This window comes from Amycolatopsis sp. NPDC059657, from assembly GCF_042734395.1.
Classification (GTDB): domain Bacteria; phylum Actinomycetota; class Actinomycetes; order Mycobacteriales; family Pseudonocardiaceae; genus Amycolatopsis.
Window position 1 is genome coordinate 1 of sequence record NZ_JBHWEB010000044.1, and the last position, 17,915, is coordinate 17,915.

At 68.7% G+C, this 17,915-nt stretch carries 18 protein-coding genes; 15 read left to right on the forward strand and 3 right to left on the reverse strand.

The genetic code is table 11. The annotated features are described in order from the left end of the window. Nucleotides 1-310 precede the first annotated feature (310 nt). The 10 genes from ACFV15_RS23505 to ACFV15_RS23550 all read left to right on the forward strand — a co-directional run bounded on the left by ACFV15_RS23505 (nucleotide 311) and on the right by ACFV15_RS23550 (nucleotide 10,789). The gene (locus tag ACFV15_RS23505) at nucleotides 311-889 is read left to right on the forward strand and encodes a class F sortase (protein ID WP_378352718.1); all 579 of its coding nucleotides are present in this window, start codon (nucleotides 311-313) and stop codon (nucleotides 887-889) included. A 69-nt stretch (nucleotides 890-958) separates the two neighbouring features. Beyond that, the gene (locus ACFV15_RS23510) at nucleotides 959-2,347 is read left to right on the forward strand and encodes a glycine--tRNA ligase (protein ID WP_378352719.1); all 1,389 of its coding nucleotides are present in this window, start codon (nucleotides 959-961) and stop codon (nucleotides 2,345-2,347) included. Nucleotides 2,348-2,475: 128 nt separating this feature from the next. Beyond that, on the forward strand, nucleotides 2,476-3,411 hold the full coding sequence (locus tag ACFV15_RS23515; RefSeq protein ID WP_378352720.1) for an ABC transporter ATP-binding protein: 936 nt from the start codon (nucleotides 2,476-2,478) through the stop codon (nucleotides 3,409-3,411). After that, a complete protein-coding gene (locus ACFV15_RS23520) occupies nucleotides 3,408-4,145 on the forward strand; it encodes an ABC transporter permease (RefSeq protein ID WP_378352721.1) in 738 nt (245 codons plus the stop codon). Before ACFV15_RS23515 ends, ACFV15_RS23520 begins: the two co-directional genes overlap by 4 nt. Nucleotides 4,146-4,158: 13 nt before the next feature. Then, on the forward strand, nucleotides 4,159-5,310 hold the full coding sequence (locus ACFV15_RS23525) for a sensor histidine kinase (protein WP_378352722.1): 1,152 nt from the start codon (nucleotides 4,159-4,161) through the stop codon (nucleotides 5,308-5,310). Further along, nucleotides 5,307-5,912: a DNA-binding response regulator gene (locus ACFV15_RS23530; protein ID WP_378352723.1), complete on the forward strand. Its 606-nt coding sequence runs from the start codon at nucleotides 5,307-5,309 to the stop codon at nucleotides 5,910-5,912. The genes ACFV15_RS23525 and ACFV15_RS23530 overlap by 4 nt, the downstream gene beginning before the upstream one ends. A gap of 30 nt (nucleotides 5,913-5,942) precedes the next feature. Beyond that, on the forward strand, nucleotides 5,943-6,584 hold the full coding sequence (locus ACFV15_RS23535) for a YdcF family protein (RefSeq protein ID WP_378352724.1): 642 nt from the start codon (nucleotides 5,943-5,945) through the stop codon (nucleotides 6,582-6,584). An 18-nt stretch (nucleotides 6,585-6,602) separates the two neighbouring features. Beyond that, nucleotides 6,603-7,865 carry a deoxyguanosinetriphosphate triphosphohydrolase gene (locus ACFV15_RS23540; RefSeq protein ID WP_378352725.1) on the forward strand — a complete coding sequence of 421 codons (1,263 nt, stop codon included), beginning with the start codon at nucleotides 6,603-6,605 and terminating at the stop codon, nucleotides 7,863-7,865. Between the two features lie 10 nt (nucleotides 7,866-7,875). Then, the gene (locus ACFV15_RS23545; protein ID WP_378352726.1) at nucleotides 7,876-8,940 is read left to right on the forward strand and encodes a serpin family protein; all 1,065 of its coding nucleotides are present in this window, start codon (nucleotides 7,876-7,878) and stop codon (nucleotides 8,938-8,940) included. A 103-nt stretch (nucleotides 8,941-9,043) separates the two neighbouring features. After that, nucleotides 9,044-10,789, forward strand: coding sequence for a glycosyl transferase (locus ACFV15_RS23550; protein ID WP_378352823.1), 1,746 nt, complete (start codon nucleotides 9,044-9,046; stop codon nucleotides 10,787-10,789). A 52-nt stretch (nucleotides 10,790-10,841) separates the two neighbouring features. Here the strand turns inward: ACFV15_RS23550 and ACFV15_RS23555 are convergent, their stop codons facing one another. Continuing rightward, a complete protein-coding gene (locus ACFV15_RS23555) occupies nucleotides 10,842-11,741 on the reverse strand; it encodes a hypothetical protein (RefSeq protein WP_378352727.1) in 900 nt (299 codons plus the stop codon). A gap of 105 nt (nucleotides 11,742-11,846) precedes the next feature. Between ACFV15_RS23555 and ACFV15_RS23560 the strand changes: the two genes are divergently transcribed. Next, nucleotides 11,847-12,413, forward strand: a complete 567-nt coding sequence (locus ACFV15_RS23560) for a carboxymuconolactone decarboxylase family protein (protein ID WP_378352728.1) — start codon at nucleotides 11,847-11,849, stop codon at nucleotides 12,411-12,413. Nucleotides 12,414-12,506: 93 nt separating this feature from the next. Beyond that, nucleotides 12,507-13,280, forward strand: coding sequence for a hypothetical protein (locus ACFV15_RS23565; protein WP_378352729.1), 774 nt, complete (start codon nucleotides 12,507-12,509; stop codon nucleotides 13,278-13,280). Here ACFV15_RS23565 and ACFV15_RS23570 read toward each other — a convergent pair. After that, the gene (locus tag ACFV15_RS23570) at nucleotides 13,252-14,187 is read right to left on the reverse strand and encodes a sigma-70 family RNA polymerase sigma factor (RefSeq protein WP_378352730.1); all 936 of its coding nucleotides are present in this window, start codon (nucleotides 14,185-14,187) and stop codon (nucleotides 13,252-13,254) included. The genes ACFV15_RS23565 and ACFV15_RS23570 overlap by 29 nt on opposite strands. 213 nt (nucleotides 14,188-14,400) lie before the next feature. On the opposite strand from ACFV15_RS23570, the gene dnaG reads away from it, so the two are divergent. The 3 genes from dnaG to ACFV15_RS23585 are packed head-to-tail and all read left to right on the forward strand — an operon-like array spanning nucleotide 14,401 to nucleotide 17,604. Next, nucleotides 14,401-16,293: a DNA primase gene (gene dnaG, locus ACFV15_RS23575; RefSeq protein ID WP_378352731.1), complete on the forward strand. Its 1,893-nt coding sequence runs from the start codon at nucleotides 14,401-14,403 to the stop codon at nucleotides 16,291-16,293. Nucleotides 16,294-16,295: 2 nt separating this feature from the next. Then, the gene (locus ACFV15_RS23580; RefSeq protein ID WP_378352732.1) at nucleotides 16,296-16,811 is read left to right on the forward strand and encodes a hypothetical protein; all 516 of its coding nucleotides are present in this window, start codon (nucleotides 16,296-16,298) and stop codon (nucleotides 16,809-16,811) included. Nucleotides 16,812-16,857: 46 nt separating this feature from the next. Beyond that, nucleotides 16,858-17,604, forward strand: a complete 747-nt coding sequence (locus ACFV15_RS23585) for a trans-aconitate 2-methyltransferase (RefSeq protein ID WP_378352824.1) — start codon at nucleotides 16,858-16,860, stop codon at nucleotides 17,602-17,604. 43 nt (nucleotides 17,605-17,647) lie between these two features. On the opposite strand, the gene ACFV15_RS23590 is transcribed toward ACFV15_RS23585, so the two are convergent. Then, nucleotides 17,648-17,839, reverse strand: coding sequence for a hypothetical protein (locus tag ACFV15_RS23590; RefSeq protein WP_378352825.1), 192 nt, complete (start codon nucleotides 17,837-17,839; stop codon nucleotides 17,648-17,650). Nucleotides 17,840-17,915 lie beyond the last annotated feature (76 nt).

Sequence of the window (17,915 nt, forward strand, 5' to 3'; positions counted from 1 at the left end):
GGTCTGTGGGGTTTGTTTTGTCGTGGGGGTGCGGGGTGGGGGGGGGTGGTGTTTCCCTGCCGCCCCCCCCCCACCCCCCCCCACCACTCGCGCATGGCATTTCGCGGCTGAACGAGGGGTTCCCCTGCTGTGTTGGGTGCAGCGGGGAACCCCTCGCCCACGGCCTGGCCATGCGAGATCAGGGGTCGTGAGTGTTTAGACCGGTTAGAACCGGCCGTACCACTCACGACGCCTGAAATTCGATGCAACCGAATGGGGCTCCCAGGCGGTGACATCCGGCGAGAACGGATGTCGAGCTAGGGAGCAACACTTGAAGGGGTTCTTGGTCGCCGTCGCGGCCGTCGCGGTGCTGGTCAGCGGGTGTGGGGGCAGCGCACCCGAACAGAAGACCGCACCGACCAGCCAGGCCGTCGAACAGGCAGCGAAGCCGGACGAGTCGGGGAAGGAGCCCGGTGTCGTGACGCTGCCCGGCGGCGGGGTCGCCAAGCTCGTGCACCAGGACCTGAAGGACGATGGCACTCTGCCGATCCCCGAGGGGCTCGACGAGGCCGCGTGGTGGGGTTCGAAGGTCGGGGCCGACAAGGGCGCTGCGCTCTTCTCAGGCCATGTGAACTGGAAGGGCAAGAAAGGCCCGTTCGACGAGCTGTGGCGGATCAAGGCGGGGCAGGACGTCAGCGTCTCGGACGCCGCCGGCGGGAAGTGGACGTACAAGATCGAGGCCGTCGAGACCGTGCACAAGGACAAGCTCGCCCAGCGTGCCGAGGAGTTCTTCTCGCCGGATGGGCCGCATCGGCTGGTGCTGGTCACCTGCGGGGGCGAATATGTCGGGGGCAGCACCGGCTACGAGGACAACCGGATCGTGACGGCGTCGCTGGTTGGCCGCCCTTGACATAAGTCGCTGGCTACGGGTCTGTACGCTTGTACCTTCTAACCGTCCCCGCATGCTTCGGAGCGTGGAGTGCCCGCCAATACCATTGAGACCGTTGTCAGCCTGTGCAAGCGCCGTGGCTTCGTCTTCCCGTGCGGAGAGATCTACGGCGGCACCCGGTCGGCGTGGGACTACGGACCGCTCGGGGTCGAGCTCAAGGACAACATCAAGCGCCAGTGGTGGAAGACGATGGTGCAGGGCCGCGACGACGTCGTCGGCCTTGACTCGTCGGTCATCCTGCCGCGCCAGGTGTGGGTCGCCTCCGGCCACGTGAACGTCTTCACCGACCCGCTGATCGAGTGCCTTTCGTGCCACAAGCGCTTCCGCGCCGACCAGCTGGCCGAGGACTACTCCGCACGCACGGGCAAGGAGGTGCTGGAGGACAACCTGTCCGAGGTGCCTTGCCCGAACTGTGGCACCCGTGGCGAGTACACAGCGCCGCGCGACTTCAACATGATGCTGAAGACGCACCTGGGCCCGGTCGAGACCGAGGAGGGCCTGGCCTATCTTCGCCCGGAGACCGCGCAGGGCATTTTCATCAACTTCCTGAACGTCCAGACGACCTCGCGCAAGAAGCCGCCGTTCGGCATCGGCCAGATCGGCAAGTCGTTCCGGAACGAGATCACGCCGGGCAACTTCATCTTCCGCACGCGTGAGTTCGAGCAGATGGAGATGGAGTTCTTCGTCGAGCCCGGCGAGGACGAGACCTGGCACCAGTACTGGATCGACACGCGCACCGAGTGGTACAAGGAGCTCGGCATCAAGGCCGAGAACCTGCGCCACTTCGAGCACCCGAAGGAAAAGCTCTCGCACTACGCGAAGCGGACCGTCGACATCGAGTACCGCTTCGCGTTCAACGCGGGCCAGGAGTGGGGCGAGCTGGAAGGCATCGCCAACCGCACCGACTTCGACCTCACCACGCACTCGAACCACTCGGGTGTGGACCTGTCGTACTTCGACCAGGCGAGCGGCCAGCGCTACCGGCCGTTCGTGATCGAGCCCGCCGCCGGTGTCGGCCGCTCGATGATGGCGTTCCTGGTCGACGCGTACCACGAGGACGAGGTGCCCAACGCCAAGGGCGGCGTCGACAAGCGCGTCGTGCTGAAGCTCGACTACCGCCTCGCGCCGTACAAGGTGGCCGTGCTTCCGTTGTCCCGCAACGCCGACCTCTCGCCCAAGGCGAAGGACGTCTCGGCCATGCTGCGCAAGCACTGGGCCGTCGACTTCGACGACGCGGGCTCCATCGGCAAGCGCTACCGCCGTCAGGAAGAGATCGGCACGCCGTTCTGCGTCACCGTGGACTTCGACTCGCTCGACGACCACGCGGTGACCGTGCGCGAGCGCGACACCATGGCTCAGGAGCGCGTCGCGATCGACAAGCTCGAGTCGTATTTGGCCTCTCGCCTGATCGGCTGCTAGAACGCGATAAAGCGGGCTTTATCCCACACTGGGATAAAGCCCGCTTTTCATGTCCATGACACCTGTCATGGGGAGGTCGTGACAGGTGATCCGGGGCCGGGGGCGCGTCAAGCGGCAAGGTTCTGGTCATGGAGAAAACACAGACCAGGCATGGGGACGCGGGGGTCGCGGCGGGGGCCGCGGTACATCTGCGCGGCCTGCGTAAGCACTACGGGGACGTCCACGCGGTCGACGGGATCGACCTGACCATCGCGCCGGGCGAGGTCGTCGCGCTGCTCGGGCCGAACGGCGCGGGCAAATCGACCACTGTGGACATGATCCTCGGGCTGACCAAGCCCGACGGTGGCAGCGTGACGGTGTTCGGGGCGACGCCGGACGAGGCCGTCGCGCAGGGCGCGATCGGCGCGATGCTGCAGGGCGGCGCGCTGCTCGACGATCTGACTGTCCGCGAGACCGTGACGATGATCGCATCGCTGCACCGCAGGCCGATGCCCGTCGAGGCGGCGCTGCGCAGCGCCGGTATCGAGGACATCGCAGGTCGGCGGGCCAACAAGCTCTCCGGCGGGCAGAAGCAGCGTGTCCGGTACGCGGTCGCGCTGGTGAGTGATCCGGACCTGCTCGTGCTCGACGAGCCGACCGCCGCGATGGATGTGGGAACCAGACGCGAGTTCTGGAAGTCCATGTACACGTACACCGACTCCGGCCGCACAGTGCTCTTCGCGACGCATTATCTCGAAGAGGCGGAGGAGTTCGCCGACCGCGTGATTCTCATGCGTGGCGGCACAATCGTGGCCGATGGCTCGGTCGCCGAGGTCCGTGCGCTGCAAGGGGGTCGCACGGTACGGGCGGTCGTGCCCACCGCCACCGAGCCGGTGATCGCGGCGCTGCCCGCGGTCACCGGCTACGAACTGCGCGCGGACCGGATTGCCTTGTCCAGCAACGATTCCGACATCACCTTGCGTGCCTTGCTCACGCGTTTCCCTGACGCACGCGACATCGAGGTCACCGCGGTCGGCCTCGAAGGCGCCTTCCTTTCACTGACTTCCGAAGAGGACAACCGATGAGCGTCGCCTACCTGCGTTCCGAAATACTCCGCATGTTCCGCTCGCCTCGGTTCGTGATGTTCGCTGTGGCCTTCCCGATCCTGATGTTCCTGTTGCAGAGCAACGTCTTCGTCAGCAAGAACGACAAGGACCACGCCGCCGTCGTGGTCGTGCTGATGGTCAACATGATGGTGTTCGGCGGTTTCGGCGCCGCCATGTCGAACGCGACGAAGCTAGCCTACGAACGGTCGACCGGCTGGCAGCGCCAGCTCCGGCTGACCCCGCTCTCGGGCACCGGCTATCTCAGCGGCAAGGCCGTCTCGGCACTGCTGGTCGGGTTGCCCGCGATGGTCCTCGTGCCCGTGGTCGCGTGGCTCAACCAGGGCATCGACTTCGACCTCGCGAAATGGGCCGTGCTGATCGGCGTTTCGTGGGCGACCATGATCCCGTTCATCTTCCTCGGGCTGTTGCTCGGCCAGTTCGGCACGGTGGACTCCATGCAGCCGGTCAACATGCTGATCATGATGGGCATGGGTTTCCTCGGCGGACTGTGGATCCCGGTCCAGAGCGTGTCGTGGCTGCACGACATCGCCCAGTTCCTGCCGAGCTACGGCGCGGTCCAGCTGGGCTATCACGTCGCAGGCTCCGGCGCCGACGCTTCGATGGGCAGTGCCTTGCTGCTGACCGGCGCGTGGACCGTGGTGCTCGGGGCGCTCGTGATCAGGCGTTACCGTAAAGACGGCGCGCGGGTCTAACGGAGAGGCAGTCGTGGGAGCGGTCGAAGACTCGGTCTGGGCGTGGGGGCACTGGTGGAATGATGAGTTCATCCAGTCCTCCAGGCCGAGTCGCCCGGAGCGGTTCCCCTTCCGCTGGCTGATACTGGGCACCGCCTTCCTGCTGCCGATGGTGGTGCCCGGCGTCCGCGACATCTCGGCCGCCGACGGGCCGGTGTGGGTGAAGGCGCTGATGTTCGCCGTGCTGTTCGTCTACAGCGCGTGCTACCTGCTCTTCCCGTTGACCATGATCAGGTTCAAGCTGCGCGCCAGGATCCTGTTCTGCACGGGGATGGTGGCGCTCGGCTGGTGCCTGCTCTGGATGTGGGGAATGGACGCGATCTACCAGCTGATCTACGCGCTGGGCATCGTCGGGTTCGCGCTCCCGATCGGACCGGCGCTCATCCTCGACGTCGGCAGCCTGCTGGCGGCCACGATCGTCATCATCGCCGGCGGGCAGTTCGACAAGCTCGGCGATCTGACCACGGTCACCGCGGTCACCGGCTCGATGTTCATGTTCGGCCGCCTGGTCCGCGCGATCAGGAGCCTGCGCAAGGCGAACGAGGACATCGCCGACCTCGCCGTCGCGAACGAACGCGAGCGCGTCGCCCGCGACCTGCACGACATACTCGGGCACAGCCTCACGACGATCACCGTCAAGGCGGGGCTGGCCAGGCGGATACTGGAAAGCTCCGCCGAGCCCGCGAAGGCGATCACCGAGATCCGTGAGGTCGAAGGACTCGCCCGCAGCGCGCTTTCGGACGTCAGGCTGACCGTTTCGGACTATCGCGAAGTCTCACTCTCGGCCGAACTGGCCGGCGCGCGCGTCGCGTTGCGTGCCGCCGAGATCGACGCCGACCTGCCGCACGCCGTCGACGATGTGCTGCCGGATCTGCAGCGCACGTTCGGCTACGTTCTCCGTGAGGCGGTGACCAACGTGGTGCGGCATTCCGGGGCGCGGCACGTGACCGTGCGGCTCGGCAGGACCTGGCTGGAGATCGCCGACGACGGCGCGCACGCGCACGAGGTCGCGCCCGGCAACGGGCTTCGCGGCCTGCAGGAGCGGCTGGCGCAGGTCGGCGGCACGGTACGGGCGGGCAGCCGTCCCGAAGGAGGATTCGTGGTGCGGGCCGAGGTGCCGTCGTGATCAGGGTGCTGCTGGCCGACGACCAGGCGATGGTGCGCGGCGCGCTGGCGACCGTGCTGGACCTGGAACCGGACATCGAGGTGGTGGCGCAGGTCGGCACCGGCGAAGACGCGGTGACCTCGGCGCGCGAGCACGCCCCGGACGTCGCGCTGCTGGACGTCCAGATGCCCGGAAAGGACGGCCTGGAGGCGGCCGCCGAGCTGCACAAGCTGCTTCCTGCCTGCCGGATCATCATCTGCACCACCTTCGGCAGGCCCGGGTATCTCGCCCGCGCGATGGCCGCGGGCGCCGCGGGTTTCGTCGTCAAGGACTCGCCGCCCGAGCAGCTGGTCGACGCGGTCCGCCGTGTCCACAGTGGACTCCGGGTGGTCGACCCCGCGCTCGCGGCGGAATCGCTGGCGACCGGCGCGAGCCCGCTGACCGCGCGCGAGCACGACGTGCTGCGCATCGCCAAGGACGGCAGCACGGTCTCCGACGTCGCGAAGACGTTGCACCTTTCCGAAGGGACAGTGCGCAATCACCTGTCTTCGGCCATCGGCAAAACGGGCGCGCGCACCCGGGCCGAGGCCGTGCGGCTCGCCGAGGACCGTGGGTGGTTATAGCTCGGATATCCGCTCTGGGAGACTGAGCGGGTGAGTACGGGTGTGACGCGAGGTGCGTGGGTGCGCCGCGCGCTGTTCGGATCGGTGCTCATCGCGCTGCTCGTGCTCGGCGGGACCATGGTCCGGGTGTGGCAGGTCGCGCGCCTGGACGACCGGACGCGGGCCGACGTGATCGTCGTGCTCGGCGCGGCCCAGTACAACGGCAAGCCGTCGGCGATCTTCGAAGCCAGGCTCGCCAAGGCGAAGCGGCTCTACGAAGAGGGCGTCGCGAAGACCATCGTCACCACCGGCGGCAAGAAGTCCGGCGACAATTTCACCGAGGCCGACGCGGGCGCGTTGTGGCTGAAGCGCAACGGTGTCCCTGCCGACGCGACGCTGGCCGTCGGTGAAGGGAGCGACACCTTGCGCAGCCTCCAGGCGGTGGCAGGCGAGGTGCACCGGCTCGGCCTGCGCACGGTCGTGCTGGTCAGCGACCCGTGGCATGGCCTGCGCGCGCGGGCCATGGCCGAGGACGCGGGGCTGGAGGCGTGGACGTCACCCGTGCACTCGGGGCCGATCGTGCAGACCCGCGAGATCCAGTTCCGCTACATCTGGCGTGAGACGCGCGCGTTGCTCTTCTACCGTCTGACCAAGACGCCTGCGACCGATTTCGGAGGAACCGACGTCGGCTGATGCGCTTAAGCTGACGACGTGGAAGAAGACGTCTACACCTCGCATGACCGGGCAAGATGGCTCGATGAGGCCCCCAAGGGCTCCGCGCTGCCCGGCTCGCGCTCGGATGGGCGCAGCCCGTTCTCCCGTGACCGCGCCCGCGTGCTGCATTCGGCCGCGCTGCGGCGCCTCGCAGGCAAGACGCAGGTGGTCGGGCCGGGGGAGGGCGCCGAGGTCAGCGGCGTGCCGCGCACCCGGCTGACGCATTCGCTGGAGGTCGCGCAGATCGGCCGCGGCATCGCCGAGGAGCTGGGCGCCGACCCCGATCTGGTCGACACCGCCGGCCTCGCGCACGACATCGGGCACCCGCCGTTCGGGCACAACGGCGAGCGGGCGCTGAACGAGGTCGCGCGGCCGTGTGGCGGCTTCGAGGGCAACGCGCAGACGTTGCGCATCCTGACCAGGCTGGAGCCCAAGGTCGGCGACGCCGGGCTCAACCTCACCCGTGCCTGCCTGGACGCGACCACGAAGTATCCGTGGCCTCGGGAGCCCGGCAACCCGAAGTACGGCGTCTACGCGGACGACCTCGCCGCGTTCACCTGGCTGCGCGAGGGCGCGCCCGACCGGGCGCGGAGCCTCGAAGCGCAGATCATGGACTGGGCGGACGACGTCGCGTACTCGGTGCACGACGTCGAAGACGGCGTGCTGGCCGGGCGGATCTCGCTGCGCGTGCTGGCCGACGCGGACGAGCGCTCGGCGATCGCGGAGGCCGCGGCCAGGCATTTCTCGAACCAGTCCGTGTCCACTTTGGAGAGCGCGGCCCGTGAGCTGGTCGACCTGCCCGTGGTCGCGGCGCTGGCGTCGGAGCGGCATGGCTCGCTCGCGGGCCAGGTCGCGTTGAAGCGGCTGACCAGCGAACTCGTCGGGCGTTTCGCGTCGGCCGCGGTGACCGGGACCCGCGCGAAGCACGGTGACGGCCCGCTGGCCAGGTACGCGGCGGACCTGGCGGTGCCCGAGCAGGTCGCGGCCGAGGTCGCGCTGCTCAAGGCGCTCGCGCTGCGGTACGTGATGAGCGACAAGCGGCGGCTCGCGATGCAGGACGGGCAGCGGCAGATGGTCATCGAGCTGGTCACGCTGCTGACCAGCCGGGCGCCGGAGGCGCTCGACCCGATCTTCGTGCCTGCCTGGGAGGCGGCGGCCGACGACGACGCGCGGCTGCGGGTGGTCGTCGACCAGGTCGCGTCGCTGACGGATGCCCAGGCCCAGGCTTGGTACTCGTGGCATACCGGCCGTCACGGGTAGGTTCGGGGGCATGGCTTCCTCGGACGAGCATTTGCGCTTCTGCTGGACGCTCCACCGGGCGCTCGCGCCCTCGGGCGGCAACGCCTGTTTCTCGCCGTTCTCGATCGCGAGCGCGCTGGGCCTGCTCAGGCAGTCGGTGCGGGGGCGTGCGGCGGAGGAACTGGACGCGCTGACCATCGGCTCCGAACCTGACCTGCTGCACAAGGCGACCGATCTGCGCGACGCGGAGATCGCCGTGTCGAACACGCTGTGGGCCTGGGACCAGCTCCCGCTCAACGAGGACTTCTCGCTGGCGGAATGGCCAGGCGGGCGGGTCGCGTCGGCGCCGTTCGTGAGTGATCCCGAAGGCGCGCGCGAGGTCATCAACGCTGACGTCGCGAAGACGACGCGTGACCTGATCCCCGAGCTGCTGCAGGCGGGCACGATCGCGCCGGACACGGTCGCCGCGCTGGTCAACGCGCTGTATCTCAAGACGGCATGGCAGAAGCCGTTCGTCGACCGGAACACCGCGCTCGCGCCGTTCCACGTGCAGGACGAGACTCGCGAGGTGCCGACGCTCTGGCAGGAGGAGACGCTCGGCTACGGAGCCCGCGACGGCTGGCAGATCGTCACGCTCCCTGCGGGAGGCGGTGTCGAAGCGGTCGTCCTGCTGCCCGACGGGGACCTCGGCGAGGCCGAATGCGACCTCGACGGCACCCGGCTCGGCAGGCTGCTGACCGCGACCGAGTCCACGATGGTCCGGCTGTCGCTGCCCAAGTTCGCGATCGACGTCCGCAGCCCGCTGACCGCGACGCTGAAATCGCTCGGTGTGCGGACCGTGTTCAGCCCCAGCGCGGATTTCACCCCTCTGAGTCCCAGCAAGGAACTGTGCGTCGCCGACGTGCTGCACCAGTCGGTGCTGCGAATCGACGAGCACGGCCTCGAGGGCGCGGCGGCGACCGCGGCGACCATGCGGCTGACCGCGATGATCACCGACGATCCGGTGGAAGTCGTGGTCGACCGGCCTTTCCTGCTGCTGGTGCGGCACGCCGAAACGGGTGTGGTCTACTTTTTCACCCGCGTCGTCGAGCCCTGAGGAAGTCCAAGTGGGTGACACCCCAACCGGTGACCGTCCCAGCTTCTCGGACATCAGCCTGGACCCGGCCGAGCCCTTCGACTTCGAGGACGAACCCGAGGTCATCGAGGTCGCCGAGCCGCCCGGCCGCAAGTGGAGACGCGCGGACGTCGGCATCGCGGGGGGCTACCTGCTGTTCGCGCTCATCCTGTACAGCGGGCAGTGGCTGAACTTCACCAGCGGCTACCTCTGGAACAGCGCGTCCGACCAGAATCTCTGGGAGTGGTTCTTCGACGTCACCGCGCGCAATGTGGTGAACCTCGACAACCCGCTGTCGTCGAACCTGCAGAACTACCCGCTCAGCGTGAACATGATGGCCAACACGGCCATGCTCGGCCTCGGCATCCCGCTGACGCCGATCACGCTGCTCTTCGGCCCGACGGTGACCTGGGCGATCGCGCTGACCGGCGGGCTCGCCGGCTCCGCGGCGGCTTGGTACTGGGTGTTCTCACGGCACCTGGTGCCTTCCCGGCCCGCGGCCGCGATCGGCGGCGCGTTCTGCGGCTTCGCGCCCTCGATGGTTTCGCACGGCAACGCGCACCCGAACTTCGTCGCGTGGTTCCTGTTGCCGTTCATCGTGCTGAAGCTGATCCAGCTCGCGCAGGGCCAGCGGCCGGTGCGCAACGGCGTGATTCTCGGCCTGCTGACGGCGTACCAGATCTTCCTCGGCGAAGAGCCGCTGCTCATCACGGCCGTGACGTTCCTGATCTTCGCTCTCGCGTACGCGTTGTCCAAACCACGCGAGATCCTGGCCATGCTCCGCCCGTTCGCGACCGGCTGCGGCATCGGCACGGCGGTGGCGCTGGTGATCACCGCTTTCCCGCTGTGGTGGCAGTTCTTCGGCCCCGAGAGTTACCAGGCCATCGAGCACGGCTCGGTCGGCAACGACACGGCGGCGTTCACCCGCTTCGCGACCCAGTCGATCGCGGGCGACGCGAAGGCCGCCGCCGACGTCTCGATGAACCGCACCGAGGAGAACGCCTTCTTCGGCTGGCCGCTGATCGTGTTCATGGTGGTCTTGACCATCTGGCTCTGGCGCGACCGCTTCGCACGCTCGATGGCGATCGCCATGTATGTGATGGCGTGGCTTTCGCTGGGCGTACAGGTGATCGTCGCGCATGAGGAGACCGGCATCCCCGGCCCATGGAAGTGGTTCAACGAGCTGCCACTGCTGGAATCGGTGCTGGAGTCCCGGTTCGCGATGGGCTGCGTGCCCCTGATCGGCGCGTTGCTGGCGGTCGCGACGCACCGCGTGTTCGCACTCGGCCCCGGCACCCGCGAGGTCCCGCTGCGGCTGCTTTGGATCGGCGCGATCCTCGCGGTGCTGCTCCCGATCGCGCCCACGAAACTGATCGTGAAGGACCGCCCGCCGACCCCGCAGTTCTTCGCGGACGGGACCTGGAAGTCCTATGTGTCCGGCGGCACGGTCGTCACGGTCCCGCTGCCGAGCGGCGGCGAGTCGGAACCGTTGCACTGGCAGATGGACGCAGGCCTCGGCTTTTCCATGCCGGAGGGCTATTTCGTCGGCCCGAACGGCCCTGACGACAAACGCGGCCGGTACGGCGCGATCCAGCGGCCGACGTCGATCCTGTTCGACCAGATCAGGCAGACCGGCACGGCCCCGCCGATCGACGACGCCATGCGCGCGCAGGCCGTCGACGACCTGAAGTACTGGAACGCGGACGTGCTGGTGCTGATCCCCCGGCAGAACGAGTTCGCCTTCCGGTCCACTGTGGACTTGCTGCTGAACAAGCCTGGGCAGTTCGTGAACGGCGTCTGGGTGTGGGACACCCGCGCCCTGACGCCTTAAGGCTCGTGAGTGGTATGGCCGGTTAGAACCGGCCGTACCACTCACGAGCCCGCTACAGCACGATGCGCTGGCCGGTCGTGTGGTCGAAGACCTTGGCTCCGTTCAGGATCTGGTCGCGATGGATCTTGCAGAGGCGGTCCTGGTGCGCGAGGAACGCGCAGGCCCCGGTGCCCACCCAGGCCTTAGCACGGCACATCTCCGGCGAAGCCTTCTTCGGCACCTGCGGGACGAACTTGTTGCGCGGGCTCACCGGAGTGAAGCGCTTCGGCGGCTCCAACGGCGTGTCCAGCCGTGAGAGGAAGTCCTTCAGCGAGGGGCTTTGCGGCTTGAGTGGTTTGAACGCGGGGCTTGCGGCAGGCTGCTGACCGATCAGCGGGAAGCGCTTCTTCGGATCCGTGGCGAAAAAGTCCTGAATGGCGGTCGTACTGGGCGGGGCGGGCAGGAGGAACGGGGTGGCGCCGTCCTGTTGCTTCAAGCCGATCTTCGTGACGAGCGCGTCCGTCGGCTGCTGGGTGGCGATGGTGATCTTGGCCGTGTGGTTGTCGGCGATGAACGGCTGAGCCCAGCCGAGCCCGCGCAGCGTCGGCAGGTCGCCCGAGTTCTTGGGCAGGTCGACGATCAGCGCGGTGACGAAGTAGTGGTTGCGGGGCAGTGTCACGTGCGCGGTGTCACCGAGCACCATCGGGAGGGTGATGCCGGTGGACTTGTCACTGAACTTCTGGAAGGTGAGGATCACCGGCGATCTCGTCTGGGCCAGGTGATGCCGCACGGTGAAGTCGACATCGCTGGTGGCCTGTGCGCCGGGCGAGGTGAGGTCGTGGCGCTTCACCTGCGGTGCGGACAGCGCGCCACGCCCGCGCCCGACGGCGTTGTCGAAGAGCCAGTCGACGCCGCGGCCCGCGATCCGGTCGAGCAGCCAGATCAGCGCGCCGACCAGTATCGGATCCACCATCGCGGCCTCCCTCGCCCATTATTTTATGGGCCGCGGGGCCCATCCCGAGTCACACACTTCGTGGCTGTCTCGTCTCCACTTCGAACACCGACGAGGAGGAGAAACATGCCCCGCCTGACCGCGATCAAGTACACCGATGCCGGACCGTTGCTCAAGCTCGTCTACCGGTACGCCCGCAAGCGCTTCGGCGCTGTGCCCGAGCCGCTGACGATCACCGCGCACCACCAAGGCCTGCTGCGGGCTTCGGCGGTGCACGAGATGTTGGTCGAAAAATCGGCGAAGACGTTACCGCTGAGCGTGCGTGAGCTCGCGGTTTACCGGACCGCCACCCAGCTCGGCTGCTCGTGGTGCGTCGACTTCGGCACCATGCTGCAGTTGCACGAGGGCCTCGACATCGAGCGGCTCAAGAAGATCGACGACTATGCCACCTCGCCCGCGTTCAGCCGCCAGGAGCGGCTCGCGATCGCGTACGCCGACGCGGTCACCGCCACGCCGGTGACCGTGACCGACGAGCAGGTCGCCGAGCTGGAAGCCGAGTTCGGCCGCAAGGGCGTCATCGAGCTGACCTACCTGATCTCGCTGGAGAACTCGCGCGGGCGGATGAACAGCGCGCTGGAGATCACCGACCAGGGCTTCACCTCGGGCGCCGCCTGCGAGGTCCCCCTGAGGTAGGAGACCGCTTTTCGGGCCTCAGGCTGACGTGCGCGGCGCGCGAACGGCGCAGGATTCCTTGCACCACAAGGCACCACAAGGAAGTGGAATCCCATGGCACTCATCGCGGCCGAACGCGTCAAACTCGTCAGCACCCGCTCGGCCTGGTCCTGCGCCGCGCTCGTGCTGACCGTCATGATCGGCTTCGGCATGCTCATCGTGGGCAACCACGTCGAGGGCACGTTCACGCCGACCGTGGCGAGCACCCAGTTCGGCTATCCGTTCGCGCTGGCCGTCATCACGGTGCTCGCCGCGTTGTCGGCCACCACCGAGTTCCGCGTCGGCACGATCTACACCTCGTACCTGGCGGTGCCGCGCCGCACGCCGATCCTGCTGGCGAAAGCGCTGGTCGTGGCCGTGTTCGCGTTCTGTGTCGGCGAACTCGCGGCGTTCGGGGCCTGGGGCGCCGGCTATCTCGTCGCGCCGGACGGGCTCGCGCTCGACAGCGCCGCCGACTGGTTCATGGTCGCCGGCACCGGCCCGGTGTTCGCGTTCGCCGCCGTCATCGGGGTCGCGAGCGGGCTGTTCCTGCAGCACAGCGCCGGGGTCGCGCTGCTGATCGTCTACGTGCTCATCGCCGAAGACGCCGTCGCCGCCATCCCCGAGGTCGGCATCGAGATCCACCGCTGGCTGCCGTTCAACGTCGCCAAGAAGTTCCTCAGCGGTGACGGCGGCGCCAGCGGCGGCCGCAACGGCGGCAACGCGCAGGTGCTGTCGGACTCGCCGTTGAGCCAGCCTGCCGCGCTCGGGTACTTCGCCGCCTGTGCGCTGATCTTGCTCGCGCTGGCGGTCCGGTCGGCTAAGAAACGGGATTCGTCAGACGAGTGAGCTTGTCGGGGTTGGCGATGTCGTAGATCGCGACGATCTTGCCGTCGCGGATGCTGACGGCGTCGACATGCGCGTCGACCGCGGGGAAACCGGCCTGGGGTTCCGGCACCGGCGGGATGTAGAAGCCCAGGTCGCCGTTGACCAGTACCGGCGCGCTCTGGTCGAACGCGCCGGGCTGGTACTTGCGCAGCAGGCCCTGGAAGAACCGCATGACCTTGTCGGCGCCGACCATGATCTGCCGGGTGGTGCGTGCCTTGCCGTTCGAGTCGCCGATGAGCACCACGTCCGGGTGCAGCACCTCGGCCACCGCGTGGATGTCGCCGCTCAGCAGCGCGACGGTGAACTTCTCGAGGATCGCCTGCTGCTCGGCGAGCGCGACGCGGGGCGGCGGGTCGGCGTCGGCGAGCGCGCGGCGCCCGCGTGACCCGTGCTGGCGGGCCGCGGCGGCACTGCAGCCGAGGATCTCGCCGATCTCGCCGAACGGCACCGAGAACGCGTCGTGCAGCACGAACGCGACGCGCTGCTCGGGCGTGAGCTTGTCGAGCACGACCATCGCCGCCAGCCGGATGCCGTCGTCCAGCACCGCTGCCTCCAGCGGATCCGGTGACGGCGCGTTGCCGATCGGGGTGACGATCGGCTCCGGCAGCCACTGCCCGATGTACTGCTCGCGGCGCACGGCGGCCGAGCGGAGCCGGTCCAGGCAGATCCGGCCGACCACCGTGGTCAGCCAGGCTCGGCGGTCGATGATGGCGTCACGCTGGGCATCGGTGAGGCCCGCGATGCGCAGCCACGACTCCTGGACGGCGTCTTCGGCGTCGCTGACCGTGCCGGTGAGCCGGTAGGCGACCGCGACCAGATGGGATCGGTGGGCGGCGAATTCCTCGGCCAGTACGTCCAGCGCGCTCATACGCCGAGTGTGCCGCAAGGCCTCCGCGCGGTCCGAACCTAGGGCGTGTCTCAAAGCCATGGCCGCGGTCTCCGCGCCCAGGCGGCCCCTGGCGGCACCGCGGAATCACCCGAGTACAACCCGGTACGAGGATGATTCCGCGGCACCGCCAGGAGCCACCTGGATCACGAAGCCCACCGGCCCTGACTTTGAGACACACCCTAGAGTGGGGGTGTGGCAGGACGGATTCGGGAAAGCGATATCGCCGAGGTGCGCGACCGCAACCGGATCGACGAGGTGGTGGGGGAGTACCTGCTCCTGCGTCGAGCGGGTGGCGGCAGCCTCAAGGGACTGTGCCCGTTCCACGACGAGAAGACCCCGTCGTTCAACGTGCGCCCCACTCACGGCACCTTCCACTGCTTCGGCTGTGGCGAGGGCGGCGACGTCATCAAGTTCATCATGCAGATGGAGCACACGTCGTTCGTCGAGTCCGTGGAGCGGCTCGCGGACCGCGTCGGCCTGCGGCTGACCTACGAGGGCGGCGGCGCGTCGGTCCAGCGTGACCGTGGCACCCGCACCCGCATGGTCGAGGCGCACAAGCACGCGCAGGAGTTCTACGCCGCGCAGCTGCAAACGCCCGACGCGCAGGCGGCGCGCGACTTCCTCAAGGAGCGCGGTTTCGACGGTGCCACGGCGCAGACGTTCGGCTGCGGGTTCGCGCCGTCCGGCTGGGACAAGCTCACGAAACACCTGCTGAACAAGGGTTTCGAGATCAAGGAACTGCTCACGGCCGGCCTGGCCAAGGAAGGCCAGCGCGGGCCGATCGACCGGTTCCACCGCAGGCTGGTCTGGCCGATCCGCGACGTCGGCAACGACGTGGTCGGCTTCGGCGCGCGGCGGCTGTTCGACGACGACCGCATCGAGGCTAAGTACCTCAACACCAGCGAGAGCCCGATCTACAAGAAGTCGCAGGTGCTGTTCGGGCTGGACCTGGCCAAGCGCGAGATCTCCAAGCGGCACCAGGTGGTCGTGGTCGAGGGCTACACCGACGTGATGGCCATGCACGTGTCCGGGGTGCCGACGGCGGTCGCGTCGTCCGGCACCGCGTTCGGCGAGGACCACATGAAGGTGCTGCGGCGCCTGCTGATGGACGACGACGCCTTCCGCGGTGAGATCATTTTCACGTTCGACGGCGACGAGGCTGGCCAGAAGGCCGCGCTGAAGGCGTTCGAAGGTGACCAGACCTTCGCCGGGCAGACCTACGTCGCCGTGGCGCCCGACGGCATGGACCCGTGCGACCTGCGGCTGGCCAAGGGCGAGGCCGCGGTCCGTGACCTGGTCGCGCGGCGGATCCCGCTGTTCGAGTTCGCGATCAAGAGCATGCTCAAAACCTTCGACCTCGACTCGGTCGACGGCCAGGTCTCGGCACTGCAGAAGACCGTCCCGCTGGTCGCCAGGATCAAGGACCGCGCCTCGCGTGACGGTTACGCGACGAAGCTCTCGTGGTGGGTCGGCTGGCCGGATCCCGCGCAGGTGGTCAGCCGCGTGCGCGGCAGCGCCGGCGCGACGGACAAGCAGGCCGCCCGCAAGGTCGCGGCCCCGGTGTCCACCGGCAACGGCGAAGCGGGCGACATCCCGTTGCCCGCGCCCGGCGACCCCAGGCTGGTCGCGCAGCGCGAGGCGTTGAAGGCCGCGCTGCAGGAGCCCGCGATCGCCGGACCCGAGTACGACGCGCTGCCAGAAGACGCGTTCACGCACCCCGCTTACGTGCTGGTGCACAAGGCGGTGCTGGCCGCGGGCGGCGTCTCGTCAGGACTCGCGGGCCCGGCGCTGATCGACGCGGCGAGCGCCCACTGTCCACAAGGGAAGGTCCGCATCCTGATGAGCGCGCTCGCGGTGGAACCGTTGCGCGCCAAGGGCGAGGCCGACACCCGCTACATCAGCGGCGTGCTGGCGGCCGTCCAGGAGAACCTGGTCGGGCGGCAGATCGCCGAGATCAAGTCGAAGCTGACGCGGCTCTCGCCGGTCGAGGCCCCTGACGACTACCGGGCGCTGTTCGGCGACCTCGTGGCGCTGGAGCAATATCGCAAGGCGCTGAAGTCGCAGGCGATCGGCGGATTGGACTAGCGATGCGCTGGGTGAAGTTCCTGCTGGGGGACCGGGTGCCCGAGGGCTTCACCGGTTCGCTGGAGCCGGGCGAACACGTCGTCGGCAGCGCGGCCGTCGAAGGCGGCGGTTTCCTGGCGGTGACCCCGCTGGGCTTGTGGATCCCCGACGGCCCGCGCCGCGTTCCCTGGCATCTCGTGGCCAAGGCAGCGTGGGACGACGGCACGTTCACCCTGATCGAGGCTCAGGAAACCGGCCGTGCCGGCGAGGCGGTGCTGCTCGCCGACCTCGCTCCCGTCAAGTACCGGCTGAAGACGCCCGGCAAGGTGCCGTACCTGGTGCGCCAGCGGGTCACCGATTCCGTTCGTGGCAGGCATCGCCAGGAGCTGCCGGGCGGAGGTGCCTGGTTCGTCCAGCGCAAGCTTCCCGGCCAGGACGGCGTCGTACTCCAGGTCCGGCCGGACCCCGGCACCGACCCGGCGCTCGTGTCCGATATCGCGGCCGAGGCAGCCACGAAGCTGGCCAAGCCCCACTCGTAGCAGTACGCTCGTACTCAGTACAGCCGTACTGTTGCGGGAGGCGCTCATGTGGGACCCGGCCAAATACCTCGACTACGCCGACCTGCGCGCGCGGCCGTTCCACGATCTCGTGGCCCGCATCCGCGCCGAGGAGCCCCGCCGAGTGGCCGACCTGGGCTGCGGTCCCGGCAATCTCACCCGCACGCTGGGCGAACGCTGGCCCAACGCGACCCTCGAAGCCTTCGACAACTCACCCGAAATGGTGGCGGCCGCCCGAGCTGCGGGCGTCGACGCGCGCGTGCTCACGGCCCAGGAGTGGGCCCCGGAGCCCGACACGGACGTCCTCGTGTCCAACGCGGTGCTCCAATGGGTCCCCGAGCACCGCGACTTGCTCCGCCGCTGGGTCGACGAGCTCCCGGCGGGCGCCTGGCTCGCGTTCCAGGTCCCGGGCAACTTCGACGCCCCGTCCCACGTACTGGCCCGCGAGGTGGCCGCCTCCTGGCAACTCTCGCTGCGCGACGAGTCGGCCGTCGACACGGCCCAGGACTACGCCGAGTTGCTCGCGGCGGAGGGCTGCGCGGTCGACGCCTGGGAAACCACCTACGTCCAGCGCCTCACCGGCCCCGACGCGGTGCTCGAGTGGATCACCGGCACGGCGCTGCGCCCGGCGAAGGCGGCCCTGTCCCCGGAAGATTGGCTGACCTTCCGCGCCGACCTCGCCGCCCGCCTGGCCAAGGCCTATCCGCCCCGCGCGGACGGCACCACCTGGTTCGAGTTCCGCCGCATCTTCGCGGTCGCGGTCACTCCCGACTGACCGGTGACTCGAACCAGGAACCCTCCGGTTAACAGCCGAGTGCTCACCGCTCGCTGATCTTCGCGCGGACCACCCCGGCGGCGCCCTGCACCAGCGGATGGTCGACCACCTTGCGGTAGCTCCGCATGATCTGGTCGTACCGCCCCCGCCCGGCCCTGGCGCCCAGCACATACCCCGCGGCCACACCCAGCAGGAACCTCTTCATCCACGCCACGCCCTCACGCTCGATCGCCACCAGCGCTCCCCAGTGTCCACTAATCCCCGCCGTCATGTCGCCGGTTGGAACAGGGGGGTCCCTGCGCGGGCCTCTC

Coding starts and splice junctions, on each gene's coding strand:
- ACFV15_RS23585 (WP_378352824.1), top strand. CDS start 16,858: ATGTGGGACCCGGCCAAATACCTCGACTACGCCGACCTGCGCGCGCGG.
- ACFV15_RS23555 (WP_378352727.1), bottom strand. CDS start 11,741: ATGGTGGATCCGATACTGGTCGGCGCGCTGATCTGGCTGCTCGACCGG.
- ACFV15_RS23545 (WP_378352726.1), top strand. CDS start 7,876: ATGGCTTCCTCGGACGAGCATTTGCGCTTCTGCTGGACGCTCCACCGG.
- ACFV15_RS23560 (WP_378352728.1), top strand. CDS start 11,847: ATGCCCCGCCTGACCGCGATCAAGTACACCGATGCCGGACCGTTGCTC.
- ACFV15_RS23580 (WP_378352732.1), top strand. CDS start 16,296: ATGCGCTGGGTGAAGTTCCTGCTGGGGGACCGGGTGCCCGAGGGCTTC.
- ACFV15_RS23570 (WP_378352730.1), bottom strand. CDS start 14,187: ATGAGCGCGCTGGACGTACTGGCCGAGGAATTCGCCGCCCACCGATCC.
- ACFV15_RS23565 (WP_378352729.1), top strand. CDS start 12,507: ATGGCACTCATCGCGGCCGAACGCGTCAAACTCGTCAGCACCCGCTCG.
- ACFV15_RS23520 (WP_378352721.1), top strand. CDS start 3,408: ATGAGCGTCGCCTACCTGCGTTCCGAAATACTCCGCATGTTCCGCTCG.
- ACFV15_RS23515 (WP_378352720.1), top strand. CDS start 2,476: ATGGAGAAAACACAGACCAGGCATGGGGACGCGGGGGTCGCGGCGGGG.